This is a genomic window from Pseudomonas abietaniphila (assembly GCF_900100795.1).
GTDB classification, from domain to species: Bacteria; Pseudomonadota; Gammaproteobacteria; order Pseudomonadales; family Pseudomonadaceae; genus Aquipseudomonas; species Aquipseudomonas abietaniphila.
The window spans coordinates 95,159-119,860 of record NZ_FNCO01000017.1 but is presented as its reverse complement, the minus strand read 5'-3'; the positions used below and the strand labels follow the sequence as shown (position 1 = coordinate 119,860).

Genomic DNA, 24,702 nt, shown 5'->3' with positions numbered 1-24,702 from the left:
GTTGAGGAGAAAGCATGATCGTTCGTCCCGTACGCAGCAGTGACCTTCCGGCGCTGATCGAGTTGGCGCGCAGCACAGGCGCAGGCCTGACCACGCTGCCGGCTAATGAAGAGCGTCTGGCGCACCGGGTCGGCTGGGCCGAAAAAACCTTCCGCGGCGAGGCCGAGCGGGGTGACACCGACTACCTGTTTGTCCTTGAGGACGATGACGGTCGTGTGGTGGGCATTTCCGCCATCGCGGGTGCGGTCGGTCTGCGTGAGCCTTGGTACAACTACCGCGTGGGCCTGACCGTCAGCGCGTCTCAAGAGCTGAACATCTACCGCGAAATCCCGACGCTGTTCCTGGCCAACGACCTGACCGGCAACTCCGAGTTGTGCTCATTGTTCCTGCATGCCGATTACCGCAACGGCCTCAACGGCCGCTTGCTGTCCAAGGCACGGATGCTGTTCATTGCCGAATTCCCTGAGCTGTTCGGGTCGAAGATCATTGCCGAGATGCGCGGCATGTCCGATGAGGAAGGGCACTCGCCGTTTTGGGAAAGCCTGGGCCGTCACTTCTTCAAGATGGAGTTCAGCCAGGCGGATTATCTGACCGGCGTCGGCAATCGCGCGTTCATCGCCGAATTGATGCCGAAATTCCCGCTGTACAGCTGCTTCCTGTCGGAGGCCGCGCGCAATGTCATCGGTCGTGTACACACCAGCACCGAACCGGCGCTGACCATGCTCAAGGGCGAAGGCTTCAGTTATCAGGGCTACGTCGACATTTTCGACGCGGGCCCTGCCATCGAGTGCGAAACCAGCAAGATCCGCGCAGTGCGTGACAGCCAGGCACTGGTGCTGGCGGTCGGCACGCCGGGTGACGACGCTACGCCGTTTCTTATCCACAACCGCAAACGCGAGGACTGCCGCGTAACGGCCGCTCCGGCGCGGTTTGCCGCTGGCACGCTGGTGGTCGATCCTAAAACCGCCAAGCGCCTGCGCCTGAATGCGGGCGATCAGGTGCGTGCAGTGCCTCTGTCGCCTGCTCGGGAGGGCATTTGATGAATACGCTTTATATCGCTGGCGCCTGGCAAGCCGGGCAGGGCGAGCCGTTCGAGTCGCTGAACCCGGTTACGCAACAGGTGATCTGGTCCGGTCAGGCTGCGAACACCGAGCAAGTCGATTCGGCGGTCAACGCTGCGCGTCAGGCATTTCCGGCCTGGGCTTCGCTGACACTGGACGCGCGCATCGGGGTGCTGGAAAACTTCGCCGCCACGCTGAAAGGCCGCACGGACGAAATCGCCCGATGCATCGGTGAGGAAACCGGCAAACCGCTGTGGGAGTCCGCCACGGAAGTGACCAGCATGGTCAACAAGGTGGCGATCTCGATTCAGAGCTACCGCGAGCGTACCGGCGAGAAGAGCGGCCCGCTGGGCGACGCCACCGCTGTGCTGCGCCACAAGCCCCATGGTGTGGTCGCCGTGTTCGGGCCTTACAACTTTCCGGGTCACCTGCCCAACGGGCATATCGTGCCCGCATTGCTGGCGGGCAACGCGGTGGTGTTCAAGCCGAGCGAGCTGACGCCGAAAGTCGCCGAGCTGACCGTCCAGTGCTGGATCGACGCCGGGCTGCCCGCCGGCGTGTTGAACCTTGTTCAGGGCGCGCGGGAAACCGGCATCGCGCTGGCGGCCCATTCAGGCATCGATGGTCTGTTTTTCACCGGGTCCAGCCGCACCGGCAATTCCTTGCATCAGCAATTCGCCGGTCGCCCGGACAAGATTCTTGCCCTGGAAATGGGTGGTAATAATCCCCTCGTCGTCGATCAGGTCGCTGACGTGGACGCCGCGGTGTACACGGTGATCCAGTCGGCGTTCATATCCGCCGGTCAGCGCTGCACGTGCGCCCGCCGTCTGCTGGTGCCGGAAGGCGCATGGGGCGATGCGTTCATGGCGCGACTGGTCGAAGTGACCGCGACGATTCAGGTCGGTGCCTTCGATCAGCAGCCTGCGCCGTTCATGGGGTCGGTGATTTCCCTGCGCGCCGCTCAGGCGTTGCTCGATGCTCAGGAGCAACTGCTCGCCAATGGCGCCGTGGCGTTGCTGGAAATGACCCAGCCAGAGACGCAATCGGCGTTGCTGACCCCGGGCATTCTGGATGTCAGTGATGTGAGCGATCGTCCTGACGAAGAGCTGTTCGGCCCTTTGCTGCAAGTGATTCGCTACGCTGATTTTGACGCGGCCATCGAGGAGGCGAACGCCACCCAGTATGGTTTGGCGGCGGGGTTGCTGTCGGATTCTCAGGAACGCTATCAGCAGTTCTGGCTGCAAAGCCGGGCCGGTATCGTCAACTGGAACAAGCAGCTGACGGGCGCGGCGAGTACCGCGCCGTTCGGTGGGGTCGGTGCGTCGGGCAACCATCGCGCCAGTGCCTATTATGCTGCGGACTATTGCGCGTATCCGGTGGCGTCGCTTGAGGCCGGCACGTTGACTTTGCCTTCCAGCTTGACGCCGGGCATAAGCCTGTCCTGAACCGGTTGGAATCGGCCACTGAACTCTGTAGGAGCCGGCTTGCTGGCGAACACGGTAGGTCAGCCACCCTTGATGTAACTGAGATACCGCATTCGCCAGCAAGCCGGCTCCTACAGGAGATGGCGGTGCCAGATAAAGAATGTGCACATAAAAACAGATCCACGGAGCCTCACCGATGAAATCCTGTGAAGTCAACTTTGACGGTCTAGTGGGGCCGACCCATAACTACGGCGGGCTGTCCTACGGCAACGTCGCTTCCCAGAGCAACTGCCAGCAGTCGTCCAACCCGCGCGAGGCGGCGTTGCAGGGTCTGTCGAAAATGAAAGCGCTGATGGACATGGGGTTCACCCAGGGCGTGCTGGCGCCCCAGGAGCGCCCGGATGTCGCCGGGCTGCGCAAGCTGGGCTTCAGCGGCACCGACGCGCAGGTCATCGAGCGTGCGGCCAAAGAATCCATGCCGTTGCTGGTGGCCAGTTGCTCCGCATCCAGCATGTGGGTCGCCAACGCCGCCACGGTCAGCCCGAGTGCCGACACGGCCGACGGTCGTGTGCATTTCACCGCCGCCAACCTCAACTGCAAGTACCACCGCAGCATCGAACACCCGACCACCAGCCGCGTGCTGGGCGCCATGTTTGCCGATCAACAGCACTTTGCGCACCATGCCGCCTTGCCTGCCGTCGCCCAGTTCGGTGATGAAGGCGCGGCCAACCATACGCGTTTCTGCCGCAGCTATGGCGAGGCTGGCGTCGAGTTCTTCGTGTTCGGACGTGCGGCGTTCGACACCCGCTTTCCGGCGCCACAGAAATACCCGGCCCGTCAGACCCTCGAAGCGTCGCAAGCCGTCGCGCGTCTGCACGGCCTGAGCGAAGACGGCGTGGTGTATGCGCAGCAGAACCCTGCGGTGATCGATCAGGGTGTGTTCCACAACGACGTCATCGCGGTCGGTAACGGCGAGGTCCTGTTCTATCACGAGGATGCGTTCCTCAACACGGAACACATGCTCAGCGAGCTGCATGACAAGCTGGGTCGTCGCGGCGGTCGTTTCCAGGCCATTTGCGTGCCGCGCACCGAAGTCGGCGTGGAAGACGCCGTGCGCTCGTACCTGTTCAACAGTCAGTTGCTGTCCAATGCCGATGGCTCGATGCTGCTGATCGTCCCGGAAGAGTGCCGCAGCAACGAGCGCGTGTGGAATTACCTGCAGCGCCTGATCGCCGACGAAAGCCCGATCCGTGAGGTCAAGGTGTTCGACCTCAAGCAAAGCATGCAGAACGGCGGAGGCCCCGCCTGCCTGCGCTTGCGCGTTGCGCTGAATGAAACCGAACTGGCAGCCGTCAATCCAGGGGTTATCATGACGGCGCCGTTGTACGACACGCTGACGCAGTGGGTGGACAAGCACTATCGCGACCGCATGACGGAAAACGATCTGGCCGATCCGCAACTGCTGACCGAGTGCCGCACGGCGCTGGATGAACTGACGCAGCACCTGAAGCTGGGCGCGGTCTATCCTTTCCAGATCAATTGATGCCCCTCACACATCGCGCCCGTTGTCCTGCGGCGTCGGGCCGACGATGTTTTTGCTTTTACAGAGAGAATTTTTGACATGACCGACGCCCTGCGTTTGATCCTTGAAGACACCGACGGCACTCAGCTGGAAACGTCCTGCACCCGTTTTGCCGTTATCTGGCAGGGTAAAGAGGTCTGGATTCAGCAAGACGGCCGCGGCCAACTGCTGATCGGTGTCGACGTCGAAGAAGACGACGCCGAATACGCCAACCTGCTGCTGCGTCCGCTGGCCACCAACCTGGTCAGCCTGCAACTGGAAATGGAACCGGCGGATATGAGTGGCGACGACGAAGACGGCCACGTGCATGGCCCGGACTGCAACCACTAAGCGGATATCAACACATGCTCGCCCTCGGCAAACTGCTTGAACTGACCCTGGCGGGTCGTGAACCCGCGGAAAAGACTCAGCTGACCGTCGAAGGCGTACGCATGCGCTGGCTGGCCGAAGGTGCGTTGGAAGTCCGGCCACCCGAAGCGCGGGACAACGGCACTGACTTGCTGCTGTCCGCTGGCATCCATGGCAATGAAACAGCGCCCATCGAGTTGCTCGACGAGCTGATTCACGCCATCGCGCGAGGCGAACTCAAGCCTCGCGCTCGTATTCTTTTCCTGTTCGGTAACCCCGAAGCGATGCGTCGCGGAGAGCGATACGTCGAACAGGACGTCAATCGGCTGTTCAACGGCCGTCATGAACAAAGCGGCGGCAGCGAAGCCTTGCGCGCCTGTGAGCTTGAGCGACTGGCCGCCAGTTTCTTCAGCCTGCCGGATCGCTACCGCTTGCACTACGACCTGCACACGGCGATTCGCGGCTCGAAGATTGAGCAGTTTGCCCTGTACCCGTGGAAGGAAGGGCGTCAGCATTCGCGCCGTGAGCTGGTGCGTTTGCACAAAGCGGGCATGGAAGCGGTGTTGTTGCAGAACAAGTCGTCCATTGTGTTCAGCGCCTACACCTACGACAAACTGGATGCCGAGGCTTTCACGCTGGAGCTGGGCAAGGCGCGACCGTTCGGGCAAAACCAGCAGGTCAACCTCGCGCCGTTGAAAGCGACGCTGGAGCAATTGATCGAAGGCAAAGAGGCGCTTGTCGGGGATGAGCTCGACGGCCTCAAACTGTTCAGCGTGGCGCGCGAAATCATCAAGCACAGCGATGCATTCCGCCTGAACCTGCCGGCCGACATCGAGAACTTCACGGTGCTGGATAAAGGCTTTGTGCTGGCCGAGGACCTGGCCGATTCACGCTGGGTGGTGGAAGAGGAGGGCGCCCGCATCATCTTCCCGAACCCGAAGGTCAAGAACGGGTTGCGCGCAGGAATTTTGATTGTGCCGACGACCGGGGATGGGTTGGTGTGAGCCATGTCTCGGGTTGACGTGGTTCATCGTAGGAGCGGGCTTGCCCTCGATTGCAGTGTGTCAGCCAACTATCGGTCACTGACCCACCGCATTCGCGGGCAAGCGCGCTCCTACAAGGGAATGGCGGCGTCCCGGGGGACGCCGTCATTCCATCAACCCACCGCTTTCTGCGACTCGCTGCTGCGACGCACGGCGCGCAGCTTGGTCAGCGTGTCGGCACACGTCTTGGCCGCTTCCTGGCCCTTGTGCACGAAGTGGTCGAAGAAGAACTTCTGATGCTCTTCCCCGGCGTGGAAATGGTGCGGGGTCAGGACGACCGAGAACACCGGTACTTCGGTTTCCAGCTGGACCTGCATCAGGGCGCTGATCACCGACTGCGCAACGAACTCGTGACGGTAAATACCGCCGTCCACCACCAGACCGGCCGCCACGACGCCGCCATAACGGCCTGTCTTGGCCAACAGCTTGGCGTGTAAAGGGATTTCAAAGGCGCCGCCCACTTCGAAGAAGTCGATATCGCTCTCGGCGTAGCCGTGGTTCGCCATTTCGGCGACAAAGCCTTTGCGCGCCTGATCGACGATATCTTTGTGCCAGCAAGCTTGAATGAAAGCGATGCGGTCGTGGGCGTGAATTGCGGTGGGTTGCATCTGTTCTGACTCCTGTTTAATTAAAAAACAGGGCGTGTTGGATCGAATGGGATGCCAGGGTACGGTCGACAGCCGTCCGGGCGACAAGCGCACGTGACGACACTGCGAGACGATCCTGTGGTGCCAATCCCGTTCTCTCTTCATCCGGACTATGACCGTCGGCCCTGGAATCACACCAGGTCTGCTGACCTCGCCTTCGCGAGCGCTCGCGGGCTAGACGCATTGCGCGCCATTACCGCCGGTGGGGAATCGCACCCCGCCCTGAGAACGTTGCCGACGGCATTTGTCGTCGGCGTGCAGTTTGTAACACAGATTTTCAGAATGTGCTTGGAGCCTTTTTGATGGGTTTCATCAGCTTTTCTTATAAGCACGGCTTGGCATCGTGAACCGAAGCCTTGATTATCGATCGTCCCGGCCTCAGAACTGAGGCCTGAACCATTTCTCAGGGAGCTTCATCGTGACGGTTATCGATCTGCGCAGCGACACAGTGACCCAACCCACCGCCGGCATGCGCGACGCCATGGCCTGTGCGCCATTGGGCGACGACGTGTATGGCGAAGACCCGACGGTCAACACACTGGAGTCATGGCTGGCGGAACGTCTGGGTTTTGCTGCCGCGCTGTTCGTACCGACCGGCACCATGAGCAACCTGCTTGGCCTGATGGCGCATTGCGAGCGTGGCGACGAATACATCGTGGGTCAGCAAGCGCACACCTACAAGTACGAAGGCGGAGGCGCAGCGGTGCTGGGTTCCATCCAGCCACAGCCGCTGGACAACCAGGCGGACGGTTCTGTGGATCTGAATCAGGTCGTTGCCGCGATCAAGGCGGACGATTTCCACTTCGCGCGCACCCGCCTGCTGGCGCTTGAAAACACCATGCAGGGCAAGGTTCTGTCGCTGGACTACCTCGCTGCCGCGCGCAAACTGACCCGCGACAAAGGGCTGGCGCTGCATCTGGACGGCGCTCGTCTGTACAACGCAGCGGTCAAGCTGGGCGTGGATGCACGTGAAATCACGCAGCACTTCGATTCGGTGTCGGTCTGCCTGTCCAAGGGCTTGGGCGCCCCGATCGGCTCGGTGCTGTGCGGCTCGAACGAACTGATTGCCAAGGCGCGTCGTCTGCGCAAAATGGTCGGCGGCGGCATGCGCCAGGCCGGTTTGCTGGCAGCGGCGGGGTTGTATGCGCTTGAGCATCAAGTCGAGCGTCTGGCTGACGATCACGCTAACGCGGCGTTTCTCGCCAAGGGGCTGACCGAACTGGGCTACGAGGTGGAGCCGGTGCAGACCAACATGGTCTATGTGCAGATCGGTGACCGCGCCGAGGCGCTGAAGGCTTTTTGTGCCGAGCGAGGCATCGTCCTGAGCGCGGCGTCCCGTTTGCGCATGGTGACGCACCTTGACGTGTCCGCCGCGCAAATGGAGCAGGTGGTCGCGGCATTTGCCGAATTCGCAAGCCGATAATCGACCGATAATCCAATTGGCTGCTTCTATCGTACAAAGTCACTGTACCGTGGAAGCAACGCCTATATAATGCGGCCCTTTGCCGTCGCTACGTCGAATGACGTTATGCACTTGCCTCAGGCCGCAGTTCCCGTGGAAGAACCTATGAAAAGCGCAGAAATCCGTGAAGCCTTCCTTCGCTTCTTCGAAGAGCAAGGCCACACCCGTGTAGCCTCCAGCTCCTTGATTCCGGGCAATGACCCGACCCTGCTGTTTACCAACGCAGGCATGAACCAGTTCAAGGACTGCTTCCTGGGCCAGGAAAAACGAGCCTATACCCGTGCCGTCAGCAGCCAGAAGTGCGTGCGCGCCGGTGGCAAGCACAACGACCTGGAAAACGTCGGCTACACCGCTCGTCACCACACCTTCTTCGAAATGCTGGGTAACTTCAGCTTCGGTGACTACTTCAAGCGCGATGCGATCACCTACGCCTGGACCTTCCTGACCTCCGACAAATGGCTGAACCTGCCCAAGGAAAAACTCTGGGTCACGGTTTACGCCTCGGACGACGAGGCCTATGACATCTGGACCAAGGAAATCGGCGTTCCGGCCGAGCGCATGGTCCGCATCGGCGACAACAAGGGCGCGCCTTACGCGTCGGACAACTTCTGGACCATGGGCGATACCGGTCCGTGCGGTCCTTGCACCGAGATTTTCTACGATCACGGCGCCGACATCTGGGGCGGCCCACCGGGTTCGCCGGAAGAAGACGGCGACCGTTACATCGAGATCTGGAACAACGTTTTCATGCAGTTCAACCGCACCGCCGACGGCGTGCTGCACCCGCTGCCAGCACCGTCGGTCGACACCGGCATGGGCCTGGAGCGCGTCAGCGCCGTGCTGCAGCACGTGAACTCCAACTACGAAATCGACCTGTTCCAGAGCCTGCTGTCTGCCGCTGCCAAGGCGATCGGCTGCAGCAACGACAATCAGGCTTCCTTGAAAGTGGTGGCTGACCACATTCGTTCCTGCGGTTTCCTGATCGCCGACGGTGTATTGCCCTCCAACGAAGGCCGCGGCTACGTGCTGCGCCGCATCATTCGTCGCGCCTGCCGTCACGGCAACAAACTGGGCGCCAAGGGCAGCTTCTTCTATCAGATCGTCGCCGCGCTGGTGGCCGAGATGGGCGAAGCGTTCCCTGAGCTGAAATCCCAGCAGGCGCACATCGAGCGCGTGCTGAAAGCCGAAGAAGAGCAGTTCGCCAAGACCCTGGAGCAGGGCCTGAAGATTCTCGAGCAGGATCTGGCTGAACTCAAAGGCACCGTGGTGCCCGGCGATGTGGTGTTCAAGCTGTATGACACCTACGGTTTCCCGATGGACCTGACCGGCGACATCGCCCGTGAACGTAACCTGACCCTCGACGAGGCCGGTTTCGAGCGCGAGATGGACGCCCAGCGTGAGCGCGCGCGTTCCGCCAGCGCCTTCGGCATGGATTACAACAGCCTGGTCAAGGTTGACGTGGCCACCGAGTTCACCGGCTACAGCGCCACTGCCGGCGACGCCAAAGTCGTCGCGCTTTATAAAGAAGGCGTGGCGGTCGAGCAGCTGAGCGAAGGTGAAGACGGCGTGGTCATCCTTGATCGCACCCCGTTCTACGCCGAGTCCGGCGGCCAGATCGGCGACAGCGGTTACCTCACTGCCGGCGACGTGCGTTTCGACGTCAGCGACACCACCAAGACCGGCGGTGCTTTCCTGCACCATGGCGTCCAGGTGTCGGGCAGCCTGAACGTCGGCGCGACCGTCAGCACTCAGGTCGCAGCTGAGGTACGTCAGGCCACCTCGCTGAACCACTCGGCCACTCACTTGCTGCACGCGGCCTTGCGTCAGGTGCTGGGCGATCACGTTCAGCAGAAAGGCTCGTTGGTCGACAGTCAGCGCCTGCGCTTCGACTTCAGCCACTTCGAAGCCATCAAGCCTGAGCAGATCAAGGCGCTGGAAGACATCGTCAACGCCGAAGTGCGCAAGAACACTGCGGTTGAAACCGAAGAAACCGACATCGAAACCGCCAAGAAGAAAGGCGCCATGGCGCTGTTCGGCGAGAAGTACGGCGACAGCGTTCGCGTACTGAGCATGGGCGGTGATTTCTCGGTCGAGCTGTGCGGCGGCATTCACGCCAACCGTACCGGCGACATCGCGCTGTTCAAGATCATCAGCGAAGGCGGCGTGGCGGCTGGCGTGCGTCGTATCGAAGCGGTGACGGGCGCTGTGGCGCTGGCCTACCTGAATACGGCCGAAGAACAACTGAAGGAGGCTGCGAGCCTCGTCAAGGGCAATCGCGACAACCTGCTGGACAAGCTGTCGGCTGTCCTGGAGCGCAATCGCCTGTTGGAAAAACAACTGGAACAACTGCAGGCCAAGGCGGCCAGTGCGGCGGGCGACGATCTGTCGGCCTCGGCAGTGGACGTCAAAGGCGCCAAGGTCCTCGCTGCCCGTCTCGACGGTCAGGATGGCAAGGCGTTGCTGGCGCTGGTGGATCAGTTGAAGAACAAGCTCGGTCGCGCAGTGATCCTGCTCGGCGGGGTGCATGAGGACAAGGTCGTTCTGGTGGCGGGTGTCACCAAAGACCTGACTGGCCAACTCAAAGCCGGTGATTTGATGAAGCAAGCGGCTGCCGCCGTGGGCGGTAAAGGCGGTGGTCGTCCTGATATGGCGCAGGGCGGTGGCGTGGATGCCGCTGGCCTGGACGCAGCGCTCGCGCTGGCGGTTCCGTTCGCCGAACAGGGAATGTAAGGGAAGCTAAGTCGACCCACCGAAGTCCGCTATCCAGCGGGCTTCGGCGCTTTGCGGTTTGAATGATTAACGGGCGCCCTTCACGGGCTGAGGCGGCTTTGAGATGGCTTTAATCGTACAGAAATTTGGAGGCACCTCCGTGGGCTCGGTAGAGCGCATCGAGCAGGTGGCCGACAAAGTCAAAAAATTCCGCGACGCGGGCGATGATCTGGTGGTGGTTCTGTCCGCCATGAGCGGCGAGACCAATCGCCTGATCGACCTGGCGAAGCAGATCAGCGATCAACCGGTTCCTCGCGAACTGGACGTGATCGTGTCCACCGGCGAGCAGGTGACCATTGCCTTGCTGGCCATGGCGCTGATCAAGCGCGGTGTACCGGCGGTGTCCTACACCGGTAATCAGGTTCGCATCCTGACCGACAGCGCGCACAACAAGGCGCGTATTCTGCAGATCGACGATCAGAAGATTCGCGCAGACCTGAAAGAAGGTCGCGTCGTCGTGGTCGCAGGTTTCCAGGGTGTGGACGAGAGCGGCAATATCACGACCCTGGGTCGTGGCGGTTCCGACACCACCGGTGTGGCGCTAGCCGCCGCCTTGAAAGCGGATGAATGCCAGATTTACACCGACGTCGACGGCGTTTACACCACCGATCCGCGCGTCGTGTCTCAGGCTCAGCGCCTGGACAAGATCACGTTCGAAGAGATGCTGGAAATGGCCAGCCTCGGTTCCAAGGTGTTGCAGATCCGCGCGGTGGAATTCGCCGGCAAGTACAACGTCCCGCTGCGCGTACTGCACAGCTTCAAGGAGGGTCCAGGCACCCTCATTACCATTGATGAGGAGGAATCCATGGAACAGCCGATCATTTCTGGCATCGCCTTCAACCGCGACGAAGCCAAGCTGACGATCCGTGGCGTGCCAGACACCCCGGGCGTTGCATTCAAGATTCTGGGCCCGATCAGCGGCGCGAACATCGAAGTCGACATGATCGTGCAGAACGTTGCGCACGATAACACCACCGACTTCACCTTCACCGTGCACCGCAACGACTACCAGTCGGCTCTGACCGTGCTGGAAAACACCGCCAAGGAAATCGGCGCGCGTGAAGTCGTTGGCGATACCAAGATCGCCAAGGTGTCCATCGTCGGTGTCGGCATGCGTTCGCACGCAGGTGTTGCCAGCCGTATGTTCGAAGCACTGGCCAAGGAAAGCATCAACATCCAGATGATCTCCACCTCCGAAATCAAGGTTTCGGTCGTGATCGAGGAGAAGTATCTGGAGCTGGCTGTGCGCGCCCTGCACACAGCGTTCGAGCTCGACGCCCCTCGCCAGGGCGAGTAAGGCATTGAACAAAGGGCGCGGTGGCTACCGCGCCTTTTGTGTTTCTGATGTGCGCGAGAAAACTGTTTTTTTTCCAGCGCTAGTCAATACTCAAGGCGTAGACCTGCTGCCGATGCTGGTGGGGGCCAACGCCTTTTTGGTTGTGCAGACTGTTGTCCCTGAATGCAGGTTGAGGAGATAGGTATGCTGATTTTGACCCGCCGGTGCGCGGAGAGCCTGATTATTGGTGACGGTGAAATCACCGTGACCGTGCTCGGCGTTAAAGGTAATCAAGTCCGGATTGGGGTCAACGCACCCAAGGAAGTGGCTGTTCACCGTGAAGAGATTTACCTGCGCATCAAGAAAGAGAAGGACCAGGAACCAAGCCATTAATTTTTATTGAATTTTTGGTTTGCAAACGGGGAAAAGGGTGGTTATTATACGCCCCGTGTTGCGGAGAGCTGGCCGAGTGGCCGAAGGCGCTCCCCTGCTAAGGGAGTACACCTCAAAAGGGTGTCGGGGGTTCGAATCCCCCGTTCTCCGCCATTATTTGCGTAGTACGTTGTAATCTGGCTTGATCGGTAAGTTGTTGAATTTACTGGAAAAAGTTCTTGACCAAAAGATTTAACGGCCTATAATGCGCGGCAACAAATGCACTCGTAGCTCAGCTGGATAGAGTACTCGGCTACGAACCGAGCGGTCACAGGTTCGAATCCTGTCGAGTGCACCATTTAAGCGTTGTTGGTAGTAATACGAACAACTGCTTTAAGAAAGAGCCTGGCTTTAACAGGTCTTCGGAAGTACCACTCACTTCTGGAAGTAAAACGCATTAACCAGAGGTGATCTGGTTTATCAAGCGCCACCTGCACTCGTAGCTCAGCTGGATAGAGTACTCGGCTACGAACCGAGCGGTCACAGGTTCGAATCCTGTCGAGTGCACCATAAAACGAAAAGCCCGCATGCAAATGCGGGCTTTTTGCTTTTCTAGCGTTTGCCTTTTACGCAGCCGTTTTCGTCGAACGTTACCTGCCGGCTTTTCCCTTTCTTCTCCTCGTACACGTACCGAAGCTCGGCGTTGCGCCCGACAATCTTGTCCGGCTTGCCCAGCAGGCTTTCGACGTCACGTTTTGTCATGCCCGTGGGTGTCTGCTGATTGATGATCGCCCTCCGCCGTTGTTCGGCGCTCAGCACGTTTCCACAGCCGTCGTCGCGCTGACCTACGATGACCAGTTCTTCGCTTCTCTTTCGGGTCTTGGTTTCTGAAGGGGCGCTGGGGGTTAACACGCTGCCCGGCGGGGGATTGTGTGCGTTCTGCAGTTTCAGCTCGTGGCCTGCCGGGCAGGCAAGGGTGGTGAAAGTGATCTTTCCATTCGCGTCCTCGCAACGATGCACTGTGGCTGCAGTGGCCAGAACGGGGAAAAAGAGCAGGGCAGCAAAAACTGGTTTGCGGGTGTCCAACAGCATGACAGCGTCCTCCGTGACAGGTGTCAGGGCAGACTAGCCATGTGAAATTTTTGAGGCGAGCGTGTTTTCCTCTCCGGATGTGACGTCGTAGCAATAACGACTCGGACAATAGTTAACATTGTGTTGCAACCGATTGTTCCGCGTTGAATTTTTAACATGAAGGCCCGGCAAGCGGTGTATGATTGCGCCCGTCAGCCCCGCCGGGGCTTGTGGAATACCTCCATGGACTTACCCAGTAGCAACTCAGCCTTAAGCTTTACCAATCAAGAATCGACTGATTGATCTTCCGGCGTGGTCCACTGCTGGGAGTGGAGTTCGCCTATGACCGAAATCGAAGTAAAAAAGACGCAGGAAAGCCTTCAGGACCGCCTTGCGCAGGTTGTCGACCTGTTGCAACGTCAGCGTGTCGTCGAAGACCTGACTCATCGCCAGGAAGGCCTGCACCAAGACCGTGTTGAAAACCTGGTTCACCGGCAGAATCTGGTCGAGCTGCAACGCAAGCTCGATGATCTGCACTCCGCCGACGTTGCCTACATCCTTGAAGCGCTGCCGGTCGAAGACCGTCTGACGGTCTGGCAACTGGTCAAGGCCGAGCGCGACGGCGACATTCTCCTCGAAGTATCCGACTCCGTTCGTGAAACGCTGATTGCCGACATGGACGATCACGAGTTGCTGGCGGCCGCCAAGGAAATGGACGCCGACGAGCTCGCCGACCTTGCACCTGAGCTGCCACGTGACGTCGTCCATGAGTTGATGGAAGCGCTGGACAGCCAGCAACGCGAGCGCGTGCGTTCGGCGCTGTCTTACGACGAAGACCAGGTCGGCGCGCTGATGGACTTCGAGATGGTCACCATCCGCGAAGACGTCAGTCTTGAGGTGGTGCTGCGTTACCTGCGCCGTCTCAAGGAGCTGCCGGGCCACACGGACAAATTGTTCGTGGTCGACTCTGACGGCGTGCTCAAGGGCGTATTGCCCATCAAGCGTCTGTTGGTCAACGACCCTGAAAAGCAGGTGTCGGAGGTCATGGCCAGCGATCCGGTGAGTTTCCACCCGGACGGCGATGCCTATGAAGCGGCCCAGGCGTTCGAGCGTTACGACCTTATTTCCTCGCCGGTAGTGGACAAGAACGGCAAATTGATTGGACGTCTGACCATCGACGAAATGGTTGACCTGATCCGCGAAGAAAGTGAAACCGAAGTCCTCAACATGGCCGGTCTGCGTGAAGAGGAAGACATCTTCGCATCAGTGTGGCGCTCGTTGCGCAACCGTTGGTCATGGCTGGCAGTCAACCTCATCACTGCCTTTTTAGCCTCGCGAGTCATCGGCCTGTTCGAAGGCTCCATCGAGAAACTGGTGGCACTGGCCGCCTTGATGCCGATCGTTGCCGGCATTGGTGGTAACTCCGGCAACCAGACCATCACCATGATCGTCCGCGCCATGGCGCTGGATCAGGTCAGTACCGGCAACACTTCACGACTGATGCGCAAGGAGCTGGGCGTTGCGCTGGTTAACGGTCTTGTGTGGGGTGGGGTGATTGGCGTCGTGGCTTACCTGCTTTATCACAGCTGGTCGCTGGGCGTGGTCATGACGGCTGCGATGACGCTTAACCTGCTGCTCGCCGCCTTCATGGGTGTATTGATTCCGATGACCTTGGCGCGGTTCGGCCGCGATCCTGCCATGGGCGCCAGTGTTATGATCACGGCCATGACGGACAGTGGAGGGTTCTTCATCTTCCTCGGTCTGGCGACCCTGTTCTTGCTCTAGCCATATAAAAGCACCCACAAATACCGCCCTTGTGGCGGTTTTTTGTGCCCGGCAATCATGAAAGTCCAAAATCACAGGCACAAAAAAGCCAGCGAGAGGCTGGCTTTTGAGTCTCTGAGATGCGCCGACTTATTCGTCGTCGTTCGTCATCTTGGTGTCGTGTGCGATCAGGGACACGAGAGCGTTCTGCTGGCGATGAGCGAGCTGGCGGAAGCGCTGCAGCAATTCACGCTCGTGCAGTGACAGCTCAGGGCTGTCCAGACGCAGGCTTGGCTCGTCTCCCAAGTTGCCTTCCTGAATCAAGCTTTGCTCGAGGCGGGCAATGATTTCAGAGTTCATGCTCCGGTGATGATTCTTGGCGACATCAGCGATCCGCTCACGCATGCCTTCCGGGAGACGGACAACGAACTTGTCAGCTGTGCGACTGGAATAAGGGGCCTGTTTCATAGGGCTCATATATTTAACCGATTTAGTTCAAAGGGGGAGGCGGTTCGTGCATCAGGCCGCTTGATGTCATGGTCTGACTGTCATTTTGGCGAAATGTTCAACCGTCCAACATAAAGGTCCGTCATCATGCATCAGTCCGCCGGAACCTTGGCGTCAAATCTGTGACAAATATTGAACTAGATAAAGGCGTTTAGCCAGCACCAATTATCAGAAATGCGTTCTGGTTTGCAAAGTTCCCGATCACCGTCCATCTGATCGACAGCCGCCGGGTACGCGGGTTTGCGCCATGGTGGCTATCTGTCTTCAGCGTAGAGGTGTCTGAGGAAAAATACGAGAAAGGTGCCAAGAAAGAGACGAAGGGTCTGTCAAAGAAGTGGACAGCTCGGCGGCGCGAGTGTCAGAACCGGATCGAATGGCGCTCGAAATGCCGATCACGCCATCAGGTATGAGACTCAGGGTTTGGCTTGACGCAGCACTGGATCAAACTTGATTCGGCGACCGACGAACAGAGCCGCCACGAAAAGGCTGGCGAATACGCCAGCTGCCGTCTTGGCAGCGGTGCTCAGCGTGTCCATCGACGGTGGAAGCAACTGGTCAATGGCAACCGCCATGATGGCCAGGATCAGAAAGGACAGTGCTGCTTTTGACATGGCGGTTCTCTAAACGAAAGACTGATTGGCAAGCCCGATTTCACATTCAGCGTCAAAACACCCAGCGTTCGGAGCGATCCACAGGGATCGCTTCGTCAGTGTCATTGGCCAGCATCGCATCTGAGCGGTGTGCCGGTTGTGCGACGAAGCGAGGCGCCTGTTTCATGAGGTAATGCGGTTGAGCCTGAACAGCCACGCTTTCTGTGTTGGCAGCGTTGCCTGCCTTGCTGCCATCGTCCTGGAAGTGGAAAGCCACCAGAGCGACGAGAGCCGCTGCGTTCAACAGAGAGAGAGTCATGTTCATCTCGATTACCTTCGCTTGGAATTCGGGTTGTGAAGGGGATTGCACAGAAAGGGATAATGCAGTCTGCATGCCAAGCGTTTATTCATAATAAATGTCAATAAAATCAAATGCTTATCGATTGATTGGATGGTAGGCAGGTTGCAGTTTGCAATGATGTCACTTTGTGGCATTGCAATTTGCATGATGCCCTTGAGGCGCCGGTGTTGGGCGTTCTGGACTACACCCTAAAAAGACAATGACGACATGACAAAACAAGGGCTTGCCGTTAACATGCACGCCGTCCCGTTGGCGCCATTCAGAGCGTCGGCACAGTGTCTCAGTAGCTCAATTGGATAGAGCATCCCCCTCCTAAGGGGAAGGTTGGCAGTTCGAACCTGCCCTGGGACACCATATAAATAAAGGCTTCCAGCAGTTTATTCGTGACAGATCGCTCTGGTATGACAGCAGCGTGACAGCAAGCGGCAAGAGAAAGGCCCCGTGCAGAATCGCTCTGACGGGGCCTTGTTGTATCTGCCACCAGGCCCGGAGCGCCCGAAGGCATGGTCTGCGCAGACTGTCGGGGTTATTGCATGAGAGGGTACTCGCCGACTAATCCCTCACCAGTGACACGCCTATGGCGACCGGACTGGCCCCGGTTGGAACTATCGCGCCACGAAACGGCGCATTCGAAAACGTGGCGCGCTACGCCAAACCTTCCTCACACATGCACACCAGCAACTTGTGATCGTTGTCGGGAAGAATTGCCTTGATGTTGTAGATCTTCCCTACATGCTTGAATCGCATCGAGGTGGTCAGGTCTTCCCGGTATCGCAGTGTTACCCGCACGGTCGTCGAGCTTTGCTCAGCAGCAGCGGCTACGAACTCCTTGCCGCTGATCCCTTCAGCGCGTGCCCACTCTCGGGCAACCCGCACCCACGTCTCGTACATTTCGCCCGACTCAGGGTCTTGCGTGTACTCAGGCTTCTGGATGTCGATCGGGTGACGCAGTTTTCCGATCTGCATCACAGCACCGCCATGGAACGATAGGGCGCCAGCAGCAATGAGTAAGTACGGTTTTCGTTCAGAGCTCGATCTGCCTGGCGCTCGCGGTTTTCGTACAGGTCTCCAACCAGCAGCAGTACCGCAGCTTTTACCGGGGCGGGCATAGGCTCGGGCCAGTCATCGCCTAGGAAGGTGCTGATGTGCGTTTCGGCTGCGAGTATCAACCCTTCGAGATAGTTGTCCTCGGCTTCGTGGTCGACACGGAGATGTAGCTTTGCTTCGTCCAGGGTCACGGTGGTCATACAAAAAATACCTCGGTGTCGATCTCAAAAGGTGCCTCGGCCACCAGGGACGCGCCGAACGCCATCGCCATGGCCTGCAGGCCGTCAATTCGCCCGGTGCGGCGGCTCTTGTCCAACTTGCGGTTTCCGCTGGGGTCTTTCACTGCCACAGCGTTGGCTGCGCACAGGGTCAGGACTGGGTGGCCGCCGTGGGCGACTCGCCCGTTCAGCAGCTCAGCTTCCAGAGCATCAAGGGCTGGAGCCATATCGCGAAAACCTTGGCCGTATGGCACCAGAGGCAGCTCAAGGCCCAGTCGCTCCAGTTCTTTCTTGAGCACGTCGATACGCCAGCGGTCGTAGGCGATTGCAGCCACGTCGCAGTCGCTCAGGATCTCGGCCAGATCAAGCGCTACCGCTTCCAGGTCAACGGTAGCGCCTGGCGTGGTCCTGATGAATCCTTGCCGCGCCCATACGTCATACGGTGCCCGGTCTTTCTTTGATCTCTCGAATATTCCCTGCTCGGGTGTCCAGAAGTAGGAGCGAACCTGCCACACGCCCCCGGCTTTGCCGATCAGCACTAGGGCAGTGAGGTCGGTCCGGGCCGATAGATCGAGGCCGGCGTATACCGGTCCCTCGAAAGGCTCAGACTCGGCGTCGCAGGAGGCCCACACGTCTGGGCTGATGAAGGGGCTGTCCAGACTGACACGCTGGTTCAGCAGCAGGTTGCGGGCGGTGTTGCTCATGCTGGGCATCCGCTGCGCCTGTTGCATCTGTTCGCGTAGATCCGTCTCGGAACGAAACAGGCCCAGTGCCGGGTTGGCTGCCTTCCATGCTTCCTCGTCCATCAGACCGCAGCCCTCGGCGCCGGCGTATAGCCGACACACGATGCGTGGGTCTTTGCTGATCTTTGCGTCGTCGATCCACTGGCTCAGCAGGTCGGCGTCGTTGGCTGCCTGGGTACTGATCGCGATCAGCAGCGGCGCTTCGTGCGCACCCTGGCTGGTGGTGATGGCGTCGACGAAGTCAGATTGCGGCCCGCGTATCTGGCCGATCTCGTCGAGGATGGCCAGGACAGGCGACAGGCCGTGTGCGGTCTTGCCATCAGCAGCGAGTGCGCGAAACTCGGTGTTCAGGTTCAGCCCCAGCAGACGTTTACCGCTTGGCACAATCCGGACGATCTTGGTCAGAGACGGCGACAGCTGAACCATCTTGCTGGCCAGATTGAATACCAGCGCGGCTTGGTCGCGGCTCATGGCTCCGGATACGAGCTGGCTATTCTGCTTGGCCTCGGGACCGACCAGGTGCGCCAGTAGCAGGCCAGCGATCAGACCAGACTTACCATTCTTGCGCGCTACGCTCAGGATGGCCCGCCGTGTGCCCGCTGGATTGTCGTACACGTCTCGCAGGAACTGGCATTGGAACTCGGCCAGCTTCATGGGCTTGCCCACATCCGCACCCTCGGGGGTGACGCAGTAGCGCTCGATAAAGGCGATGATCTTTTCGGCGCGGGTCATTGCAGCGTTCCCAGTGTCGGGATCAGATCGTCATCCTCATGTTGGCGCGCTCCACGTTCCAGAGCGGCACCCTTGTGGATGTCCTGGGCCTTGCCCACGGTGGCGATGGTGGCGACCATCAGTTGTCGACCAGTCGCCAGGGCGCGGCGGGTCATCTTGTCCAGCAGGTCGCACGCCGGGTTTATCTTGCCCTCGATCAACATGCCGTCGCGCTCGATGCTCTCCTGCAGGGTTTCCATATCGGCATACGCCCGGGCGAGATTACCGGCCAGCACCAGGTCGGCGTCGGTCCAGGTATCGCGTGGGCGAGCGGTCACGATGGCATTCCAGAAAGGCCGATCACAGTCACGAAGCCGAACATGAGCCGGCGGCGGTAGCGGGCCAAGCGCTACGGCCTGGCTGGCAGCTACAGCGGCCTTGGCACTGTCAGATCGGGGGCGTCGGTCGGTCGTCTTCATGGTTTTCAGGCAGTTAGCGTTAAGAAAGCAGGTCGGGCGCGCTCAGCGGCAGGGTGGTTCCTCGTGATCTTTCGCTAGTGCACTGTTCTGGTGCGCCTTTCATCACGTTCCAGGGGTGCGCAGGATCGAGCGGGAGGCCGTTCAGGTCGTGTCCTCGTGTGGTGCCCTTGCCCATGTCTTGTGCGGTCTTGATGGAGTGGCAGGAGTGGCACATGCCGGTCAGGTTATCCCTGCGGTTGTCGTCGCCATCGTTGCTGATATGGTCCACGTCAGTGCTGGCCACATACAGCCCCCGGGCCAAGCACCAGCGGCACAATGGCTCCTCAGCCAGAATCTGTGCTCGCAGCCGCTTCCATGCCGCGCTGGATAATGGAATAACCCTGGCCTTGGGCTTGTACTTCGAACGCGGGCGGGCGGGCTTCACGCTTCTTCTCCCGTATTTCCTTTTGGTGCTGATCCAGGGTTTTGATCCTTGGCTCCAGCATCTTTACCCGGGGCTGGAGCATCTTGAGGCGCGGGCGCTTGGACATCATCGATACCTTCTACGGTGGGCAGGTTTTCCATGCGGCGCACTTCGGAGCGAAGCAGCCATCCATCCTCGATACCGCGCTGATAGAACTCGGCACGAGTGACGCTATCGCCTCGCAGCAAACCTTCGACGTTGTGCTCAGCAAAGAACCCAGTACCGAGAAGGGTGCTGTTGATGGCCTGCTCCCACGCAACCAGGTGACGGCGCAGGGTGTGCACCACGAAGTAACGGGCCAGCTCGACAGCGTTGGAGTAGTTGGCCTCTCGCAGATCACCGATCAGCACAGGCGGGACGCGGAACAAGCGGGCCACCTCCTCGACAGAAAGACGTCGCGCCTCGATCCATTCGCTGTCCTCGAGCGTCATGCTGACTGTCTTGAATATGGCGCCCTGGGGCAGTACCGCCGTCTTGCCGTGGTTGCTTACCCCACCTTGGCCAGCCGCCCAACTCTCGCGGATCTCCCCGGCCTGTTGTTTCGTGGTACCGGGCTGAGTCTCGATGACGCCTGACAGCTTGGTGCCATTGGCAAACATGCGTTCGCCGTGAGTGCGTTCGGCCAGCGCCAGCCCCACGGTATCGCGGGCGACCTGAATAGGACTGCGCCCCAGAATGCCATCCTCTGTGTGGTAGCGGATGTGCAGCATTTCGTCTGCGGTCAGGCGCTGAAGCTTGCCGTGTCTGTCGGTGAACTCATAGATCAAGCGCTCGCTTGCGGAGCTTCGCAGGATCTGTACGGCGTCAGGGTGAATCGGTTCCAGCGCTTGCACGCGACCGGCACCATTCCAACGGATACGGGCATAGCCATTGCCGCGCAGCAGAACATGGCGCTGCAACTGCTCGCGGAATTCGAGAGCGGTCTGCCAATCGTTCGGCGCGTCGTGGAGCAACGGATACAGTGGATGGGTGCGGGCCTTGTCGCGTCCGTCATCGGTGCGACGGTAAACATCCAGCGGCAGACTACCCACGCTCTCACTGATCGCGGCCACGGCTGCATACACGGCGCTGATCGACTCGGCGGTCTGGACGGTGACGTTCACGCCGGCCGAATTACTGGCCTGGTTGAATTGGTCGAAGTACCGATCGTATGCCGGTGTGTTGTTGTCGGAGCGGGTGAACAGTCGAAACAGCTTCTTCACCGAATGCACTCCAGGAATTCAAGATAGCGGCGGGCGTGCGCGATGGCCTGGACGGGCTTCTTGCTCCGCACTGAAACGCTGGTGGACTGATAGGCAGGGTTGGCCGTGATCGTGATTTCATGCAGATCGACGTCCTGCAGGCTGCGCACTTCGCCTTGCCAGTCCTCCTTAACAGGAATGAACCCGAACGAGCACCCGGCCACGTCGCCCCGTTTTACCAGTTCGGACAGGTCGCGACCCAGTGTCGTGTCGGGTAGATCCAATTCAAATGCTAACCCCACGTCATCCTCGGATAGGCGCAGGGTTCCAGCTCCGACACGGCCCAAAAGGGCTGCATCGTTGTGCTCGTAAACGGCACGGATGCTGGCGGCGGCTGGCCCTGCAAGGGAGCGTTTGAAAGCCCCCGGCTGGATTGTCTCGGTCCAGCCCCCAATGGGGGTTGGATCACCGAAACGGGCTGCATAGCCGAACAGGGTCCGGCCTTTCTGCTCGATGCTGAACGAGCGACGTTCCATCACGCTTTGTCCTCCGCAACGATCGAGGCAGATATGATCGCGCCGCCCCACCTACGTTCGCCGATGCAGATCGGGACGGGGTTGCCGCTGGCGGTTGTGTTCTTTGCGCTGCCGAAGGCATAGCTCGGCAAATTGTCGGGGGATGCACTTTGCCTGAGTCCGCCAGCTTGTGGACTCAGCATTTGGATAACACCGCCAGCAGTCGTGCCTATGCCGGCGGCAAGAAGTGCAGGCTGCGAGCCTGGCGCCACGAAAAACGAGGCGACGATCAGCACGATTCCAAGCACGGTTTGGAGAATGCCTGCGCGCTTGCTGCCCGCCACTAATGGAACGATCCTGATCTCTCGGGTGCCAGCAAGGTCAAATTCTTTCTCTGACGCATTGACGCGGTTGCGGAATATCGCGAAACGCATACCCAAACGGGCAAGTCTCGAAATTTCCTCTTTGAAACCGGGAATGGTCACTTCCAGAGCTTTGAAGCATTCCCGCGCACTACCTGAGTCAATCTGCCGCTTGTGGAGACGGCCGAATAGGCGCGCCAGCGAGCCGGATAGCTTGATGGTGGTCATCGGGGTGTATTCGATTGCCAGCGCGCTCATGGTTAAGCCCCCGATGCCACGACAAAGCCTTCGGGATGACGTACAGCGGTATCGACGGTGGCCATTGCACGGACCTGCACACCGCCACGGCTGTAGGCCGGTTCGGCGTATGGGTTCACCAGAATGTCCACCTCGGACCAGACGCCCAGCATGACCTGGCTCCAGTCGCCCAAGATCAGCTTGCCAGCCGGAACGTTCTTCGACGCCGCCAGTGCCAGGTTGGCTAGAGTGCCGTTGTCGTACAGGAATCCACTGCCCGACCCGGCCACCTTCTCGGTGCTGCCCAGCACGGTGCGGATGGCGGCAGTGGTCAGCCAACGCGCATTGGTGATGTTCACGTCATCCAGCTTTTCCAGCAGTGCCAAAACTTCGGCCCAAGTGTCGGGCATGGCAGCGGTCTGGATGCCGGGAGTGTTCAGCACGCCCAGCGGTTCACCAGCCGCACCGCTGCCGGTGATAATGGCGCGGTCGATCTGTTTGGCGATCAGGAACGCCAGGTCTTCACGCACCAACTGCTCGATGCCTGGCGACGATTGCTGAATCAGTTGGCGGCTCATTTCGGTTTTGCCGCCAACGTGTTTCGGCGTCAGGGTCACGCCATCGAAGCCCATCTGACCTTCAGGCACAGCCTGACCCTCAGTCACCCAGCCAGTTTCCAGGCCGCTGCCGTACTTCGGAATCGAGACGTTGCCCACCAAGCCGGTGAGGGTGCGGACGCCCAGCGAACGCGCCAGCAGTGCCTCACGCAATGGGCCGATATACAAGTCTGCTCGATGGTCAGTACCCACCAGCTCGGGCGCGGTCGTGGTGGTGTTGGCGCGGCGCTCCAGGGCAGCGAACGGAACGAATGCCCCCTCGGCTTTGCGACCGGTGCGGCGCTCGGTTTCCTGCGTGTACTCGCGCTCGGCGCCGTCCACTTGACGGCCTTCCATCTGGGCGCGCAGGACGCGAATAACGCTGACCCTCTGCTCCAAGTGCTCGGAGGTGTCGTTGCTCACCGGGCCAGCGGTGCGCTTCTCCAGATCTGCAACGTGCTCGGCGCGTTGGAGCTGGAAAGACAGGCTGCGCTCTTCGGTCTTGAGCGTTTCAAACTGGGTTGACTCTTCGGCGGTCAGGTCACGTCCAGCAGCGGAAGCGGTATCCACCAGGGTACGCATGGCCTCGACGGCGGCGGTGCGCTTCTCGCGCAGTTCGTGAAGTTTCATTCAGGGAAAATCCTATGGGGTGGGGTTCTTCAGGCCTCACCATAGGCGCGTTTTCCAAGTCAAAACAGAGGGTTACAGTCCCCCTAAATGACGCTATGTCTGGTTATGTCCAGTTGTGTCCGAGGATACTAACGGTCTCTTGTAGTTTCTGACGAACGGTAGATCTCCTGACTTTTGAGGACATCTCATCCGGCTGGATGCCGTGTCGATACAACGTTAAAACCCAGTGGGTTCACGGTGGGTTAACGTTGCTTGCAGATGGGGTGGTATTTCACCACCCCACGTCCTAACGATCCGTTACCCCATCCACCAGCGCCGGTCGGATACTTCCCCCACTGGGGAGAGTTAGCTTCCGCCATCGGCGGGAGTTGTCCGGCCCCACTGGGGATTGGAGGGATCACATCGGATGTGATCCCTGGCCCGTCTATTCAACGGGGTAGGGGTCTGCAAATTGCACAGACCCTTTTGGCTCCTCCTTTGGGATGGATGCAGAAACACGCTGCTGGCCTTATGTGTCGTGGTCCGTAGCGAATCAGCCAGGAATCGTGTCTTCGATATGTCCGATTTTCAAAAGTCGTGAGGTCCGATTTTTGGACCTGAGTTTAGATACGGGATTTTCCCGTATTACCCTGGCCGCCGATCTGGCGGGGTAGATACCCTCAATTTGAGGAGAAGGCACATACCCAGATTCGGGTGGATGCAAGGGGGTAGCGTTTCACGATGCCCTTGAGATGTTCCGCCATCGGTGGAATACCCGGCTTTCCGGGTGTTTGGATCCGCCGAGGTATCGTCGAGTGACGCGCCGGGGTGCTGCGTGCGTTTTGACAGTGGTTTGGCAGGTGATTGGAAAGGGTGTGTGTATGGCGTAGTAGGAGTGGTGTAAAAACGACACCTGTAGAACTCGGAAAAGTGCTCCACAGGTATCGAAAACGACACCTGTGGACGCCCAAAAGAACCTCAATGGTCCATATTCGACACCTGTGGCACCCTCTCAGGTGTCGTTTTTACACCGGTAGAAATCGAAATCTGAGTTTTCTCCCAGTCGTTCGTCGGTGCCCGATGACGCCAACACGGCATCCAGGTAAGGCGCCAGGTTCGGGTTTTGGACTGGGTTCGACTACAGAACAGGCTTTCGTCGACCATGACGATAAAACCCGTCTCAGAAAGCTCAGAGAAAGCCCTCATGGCCAGCTTTCGCGAACATGGGATTTCTTCTTCGGCCTGACGAACTCCGAAGCCTACC

At 59.5% G+C, this 24,702-nt stretch carries 24 protein-coding genes, 4 tRNA genes and 1 riboswitch; of the genes, 14 read left to right on the top strand and 14 right to left on the bottom strand.

Going from position 1 to position 24,702, the window contains the following annotated elements:
* Window positions 1-14: 14 nt before the first annotated feature.
* The 5 genes from astA to astE all read left to right on the top strand — a co-directional run bounded on the left by astA (window position 15) and on the right by astE (window position 5,419).
* Window positions 15-1,040, top strand: a complete 1,026-nt coding sequence (astA, locus tag BLS87_RS26485; RefSeq protein WP_074757286.1) for an arginine N-succinyltransferase — start codon at window positions 15-17, stop codon at window positions 1,038-1,040.
* On the top strand, window positions 1,037-2,506 hold the full coding sequence (gene astD / locus BLS87_RS26480; protein WP_167362108.1) for a succinylglutamate-semialdehyde dehydrogenase: 1,470 nt from the start codon (window positions 1,037-1,039) through the stop codon (window positions 2,504-2,506). Before astA ends, astD begins: the two co-directional genes overlap by 4 nt.
* Window positions 2,507-2,681: 175 nt before the next feature.
* Complete coding sequence (astB, locus tag BLS87_RS26475; protein ID WP_074757282.1) at window positions 2,682-4,028, top strand: N-succinylarginine dihydrolase; 1,347 nt, start codon at window positions 2,682-2,684, stop codon at window positions 4,026-4,028.
* A 78-nt stretch (window positions 4,029-4,106) separates the two neighbouring features.
* Window positions 4,107-4,397 carry a topoisomerase II gene (locus BLS87_RS26470; protein ID WP_074757280.1) on the top strand — a complete coding sequence of 97 codons (291 nt, stop codon included), beginning with the start codon at window positions 4,107-4,109 and terminating at the stop codon, window positions 4,395-4,397.
* A gap of 14 nt (window positions 4,398-4,411) precedes the next feature.
* Window positions 4,412-5,419, top strand: a complete 1,008-nt coding sequence (gene astE / locus BLS87_RS26465) for a succinylglutamate desuccinylase (protein ID WP_074757278.1) — start codon at window positions 4,412-4,414, stop codon at window positions 5,417-5,419.
* A gap of 152 nt (window positions 5,420-5,571) precedes the next feature.
* Here the strand turns inward: astE and BLS87_RS26460 are convergent, their stop codons facing one another.
* Window positions 5,572-6,066 carry a 6,7-dimethyl-8-ribityllumazine synthase gene (locus BLS87_RS26460; RefSeq protein WP_062389371.1) on the bottom strand — a complete coding sequence of 165 codons (495 nt, stop codon included), beginning with the start codon at window positions 6,064-6,066 and terminating at the stop codon, window positions 5,572-5,574.
* Window positions 6,067-6,193: 127 nt separating this feature from the next.
* Window positions 6,194-6,339, bottom strand: a riboswitch (FMN riboswitch).
* A 184-nt stretch (window positions 6,340-6,523) separates the two neighbouring features.
* Here BLS87_RS26460 and ltaE point away from each other — a divergent pair.
* The 7 genes from ltaE (at window position 6,524) to BLS87_RS26425 (ending at window position 12,554) form a co-directional block, all read left to right on the top strand.
* Window positions 6,524-7,528 carry a low-specificity L-threonine aldolase gene (gene ltaE / locus BLS87_RS26455; protein ID WP_074757276.1) on the top strand — a complete coding sequence of 335 codons (1,005 nt, stop codon included), beginning with the start codon at window positions 6,524-6,526 and terminating at the stop codon, window positions 7,526-7,528.
* A gap of 144 nt (window positions 7,529-7,672) precedes the next feature.
* Entirely contained in the window at window positions 7,673-10,297 is a 2,625-nt protein-coding gene (gene alaS, locus BLS87_RS26450; protein ID WP_074757274.1) for an alanine--tRNA ligase, read from the top strand.
* Between the two features lie 103 nt (window positions 10,298-10,400).
* Window positions 10,401-11,633 carry an aspartate kinase gene (locus BLS87_RS26445; RefSeq protein WP_074757272.1) on the top strand — a complete coding sequence of 411 codons (1,233 nt, stop codon included), beginning with the start codon at window positions 10,401-10,403 and terminating at the stop codon, window positions 11,631-11,633.
* Between the two features lie 183 nt (window positions 11,634-11,816).
* Entirely contained in the window at window positions 11,817-12,005 is a 189-nt protein-coding gene (csrA, locus tag BLS87_RS26440) for a carbon storage regulator CsrA (protein WP_020290522.1), read from the top strand.
* A gap of 62 nt (window positions 12,006-12,067) precedes the next feature.
* Window positions 12,068-12,158, top strand: a tRNA-Ser gene (locus BLS87_RS26435).
* A gap of 107 nt (window positions 12,159-12,265) precedes the next feature.
* Window positions 12,266-12,342 (top strand) — tRNA-Arg (locus tag BLS87_RS26430).
* Between the two features lie 135 nt (window positions 12,343-12,477).
* Window positions 12,478-12,554, top strand: a tRNA-Arg gene (locus BLS87_RS26425).
* A gap of 42 nt (window positions 12,555-12,596) precedes the next feature.
* Here the strand turns inward: BLS87_RS26425 and BLS87_RS26420 are convergent.
* Window positions 12,597-13,076: a DUF4124 domain-containing protein gene (locus BLS87_RS26420; RefSeq protein ID WP_074757270.1), complete on the bottom strand. Its 480-nt coding sequence runs from the start codon at window positions 13,074-13,076 to the stop codon at window positions 12,597-12,599.
* A gap of 321 nt (window positions 13,077-13,397) precedes the next feature.
* Here BLS87_RS26420 and mgtE point away from each other — a divergent pair, with 321 nt between their 5' ends.
* Window positions 13,398-14,840, top strand: coding sequence for a magnesium transporter (gene mgtE / locus BLS87_RS26415; protein ID WP_074757268.1), 1,443 nt, complete (start codon window positions 13,398-13,400; stop codon window positions 14,838-14,840).
* Window positions 14,841-14,969: 129 nt separating this feature from the next.
* On the opposite strand, the gene BLS87_RS26410 is transcribed toward mgtE, so the two are convergent.
* From BLS87_RS26410 to BLS87_RS26400, 3 genes are all read right to left on the bottom strand, one after another.
* On the bottom strand, window positions 14,970-15,296 hold the full coding sequence (locus BLS87_RS26410) for an Arc family DNA-binding protein (RefSeq protein ID WP_074757266.1): 327 nt from the start codon (window positions 15,294-15,296) through the stop codon (window positions 14,970-14,972).
* A gap of 443 nt (window positions 15,297-15,739) precedes the next feature.
* Window positions 15,740-15,937 carry a PA3371 family protein gene (locus tag BLS87_RS26405; RefSeq protein ID WP_074757264.1) on the bottom strand — a complete coding sequence of 66 codons (198 nt, stop codon included), beginning with the start codon at window positions 15,935-15,937 and terminating at the stop codon, window positions 15,740-15,742.
* A gap of 52 nt (window positions 15,938-15,989) precedes the next feature.
* The gene (locus BLS87_RS26400) at window positions 15,990-16,241 is read right to left on the bottom strand and encodes a hypothetical protein (protein ID WP_074757262.1); all 252 of its coding nucleotides are present in this window, start codon (window positions 16,239-16,241) and stop codon (window positions 15,990-15,992) included.
* Between the two features lie 313 nt (window positions 16,242-16,554).
* Between BLS87_RS26400 and BLS87_RS26395 the strand changes: the two genes are divergently transcribed.
* Window positions 16,555-16,631 (top strand) — tRNA-Arg (locus BLS87_RS26395).
* A gap of 291 nt (window positions 16,632-16,922) precedes the next feature.
* Here the strand turns inward: BLS87_RS26395 and BLS87_RS26390 are convergent.
* The 9 genes from BLS87_RS26390 to BLS87_RS26350 form a co-directional block, all read right to left on the bottom strand.
* Window positions 16,923-17,243: a phage head closure protein gene (locus tag BLS87_RS26390; protein WP_074757261.1), complete on the bottom strand. Its 321-nt coding sequence runs from the start codon at window positions 17,241-17,243 to the stop codon at window positions 16,923-16,925.
* Complete coding sequence (locus BLS87_RS26385) at window positions 17,243-17,524, bottom strand: head-tail connector protein (RefSeq protein WP_074757259.1); 282 nt, start codon at window positions 17,522-17,524, stop codon at window positions 17,243-17,245. Before BLS87_RS26385 ends, BLS87_RS26390 begins: the two co-directional genes overlap by 1 nt.
* Window positions 17,521-19,017, bottom strand: coding sequence for a terminase large subunit (locus BLS87_RS26380; RefSeq protein WP_074757257.1), 1,497 nt, complete (start codon window positions 19,015-19,017; stop codon window positions 17,521-17,523). The genes BLS87_RS26385 and BLS87_RS26380 overlap by 4 nt, the downstream gene beginning before the upstream one ends.
* Window positions 19,014-19,334: a P27 family phage terminase small subunit gene (locus BLS87_RS26375; protein WP_244165909.1), complete on the bottom strand. Its 321-nt coding sequence runs from the start codon at window positions 19,332-19,334 to the stop codon at window positions 19,014-19,016. Before BLS87_RS26375 ends, BLS87_RS26380 begins: the two co-directional genes overlap by 4 nt.
* A gap of 160 nt (window positions 19,335-19,494) precedes the next feature.
* Window positions 19,495-19,899, bottom strand: a complete 405-nt coding sequence (locus tag BLS87_RS26370) for an HNH endonuclease (protein WP_074757253.1) — start codon at window positions 19,897-19,899, stop codon at window positions 19,495-19,497.
* Window positions 19,896-21,140, bottom strand: coding sequence for a phage portal protein (locus BLS87_RS26365; protein WP_083370767.1), 1,245 nt, complete (start codon window positions 21,138-21,140; stop codon window positions 19,896-19,898). Before BLS87_RS26365 ends, BLS87_RS26370 begins: the two co-directional genes overlap by 4 nt.
* Window positions 21,137-21,655: an HK97 family phage prohead protease gene (locus BLS87_RS26360; RefSeq protein ID WP_074757251.1), complete on the bottom strand. Its 519-nt coding sequence runs from the start codon at window positions 21,653-21,655 to the stop codon at window positions 21,137-21,139. Before BLS87_RS26360 ends, BLS87_RS26365 begins: the two co-directional genes overlap by 4 nt.
* Complete coding sequence (locus tag BLS87_RS26355; RefSeq protein WP_074757249.1) at window positions 21,655-22,254, bottom strand: tail assembly protein; 600 nt, start codon at window positions 22,252-22,254, stop codon at window positions 21,655-21,657. Before BLS87_RS26355 ends, BLS87_RS26360 begins: the two co-directional genes overlap by 1 nt.
* 2 nt (window positions 22,255-22,256) lie before the next feature.
* The gene (locus BLS87_RS26350; protein WP_074757247.1) at window positions 22,257-23,459 is read right to left on the bottom strand and encodes a phage major capsid protein; all 1,203 of its coding nucleotides are present in this window, start codon (window positions 23,457-23,459) and stop codon (window positions 22,257-22,259) included.
* Window positions 23,460-24,702: the final 1,243 nt, after the last annotated feature.

Bases quoted from the DNA above. Each gene is read 5' to 3' on its own strand.
- astA (WP_074757286.1), top strand. From the start codon at position 15: ATGATCGTTCGTCCCGTACGCAGCAGTGACCTTCCGGCGCTGATCGAG.
- astB (WP_074757282.1), top strand. From the start codon at position 2,682: ATGAAATCCTGTGAAGTCAACTTTGACGGTCTAGTGGGGCCGACCCAT.
- BLS87_RS26470 (WP_074757280.1), top strand. From the start codon at position 4,107: ATGACCGACGCCCTGCGTTTGATCCTTGAAGACACCGACGGCACTCAG.
- astE (WP_074757278.1), top strand. From the start codon at position 4,412: ATGCTCGCCCTCGGCAAACTGCTTGAACTGACCCTGGCGGGTCGTGAA.
- BLS87_RS26460 (WP_062389371.1), bottom strand. From the start codon at position 6,066: ATGCAACCCACCGCAATTCACGCCCACGACCGCATCGCTTTCATTCAA.
- alaS (WP_074757274.1), top strand. From the start codon at position 7,673: ATGAAAAGCGCAGAAATCCGTGAAGCCTTCCTTCGCTTCTTCGAAGAG.
- BLS87_RS26445 (WP_074757272.1), top strand. From the start codon at position 10,401: ATGGCTTTAATCGTACAGAAATTTGGAGGCACCTCCGTGGGCTCGGTA.
- csrA (WP_020290522.1), top strand. From the start codon at position 11,817: ATGCTGATTTTGACCCGCCGGTGCGCGGAGAGCCTGATTATTGGTGAC.
- BLS87_RS26420 (WP_074757270.1), bottom strand. From the start codon at position 13,076: ATGCTGTTGGACACCCGCAAACCAGTTTTTGCTGCCCTGCTCTTTTTC.
- mgtE (WP_074757268.1), top strand. From the start codon at position 13,398: ATGACCGAAATCGAAGTAAAAAAGACGCAGGAAAGCCTTCAGGACCGC.
- BLS87_RS26410 (WP_074757266.1), bottom strand. From the start codon at position 15,296: ATGAGCCCTATGAAACAGGCCCCTTATTCCAGTCGCACAGCTGACAAG.
- BLS87_RS26405 (WP_074757264.1), bottom strand. From the start codon at position 15,937: ATGTCAAAAGCAGCACTGTCCTTTCTGATCCTGGCCATCATGGCGGTT.
- BLS87_RS26400 (WP_074757262.1), bottom strand. From the start codon at position 16,241: ATGAACATGACTCTCTCTCTGTTGAACGCAGCGGCTCTCGTCGCTCTG.
- BLS87_RS26390 (WP_074757261.1), bottom strand. From the start codon at position 17,243: ATGCAGATCGGAAAACTGCGTCACCCGATCGACATCCAGAAGCCTGAG.
- BLS87_RS26385 (WP_074757259.1), bottom strand. From the start codon at position 17,524: ATGACCACCGTGACCCTGGACGAAGCAAAGCTACATCTCCGTGTCGAC.
- BLS87_RS26380 (WP_074757257.1), bottom strand. From the start codon at position 19,017: ATGACCCGCGCCGAAAAGATCATCGCCTTTATCGAGCGCTACTGCGTC.
- BLS87_RS26360 (WP_074757251.1), bottom strand. From the start codon at position 21,655: ATGGAACGTCGCTCGTTCAGCATCGAGCAGAAAGGCCGGACCCTGTTC.
- BLS87_RS26355 (WP_074757249.1), bottom strand. From the start codon at position 22,254: ATGAGCGCGCTGGCAATCGAATACACCCCGATGACCACCATCAAGCTA.
- BLS87_RS26350 (WP_074757247.1), bottom strand. From the start codon at position 23,459: ATGAAACTTCACGAACTGCGCGAGAAGCGCACCGCCGCCGTCGAGGCC.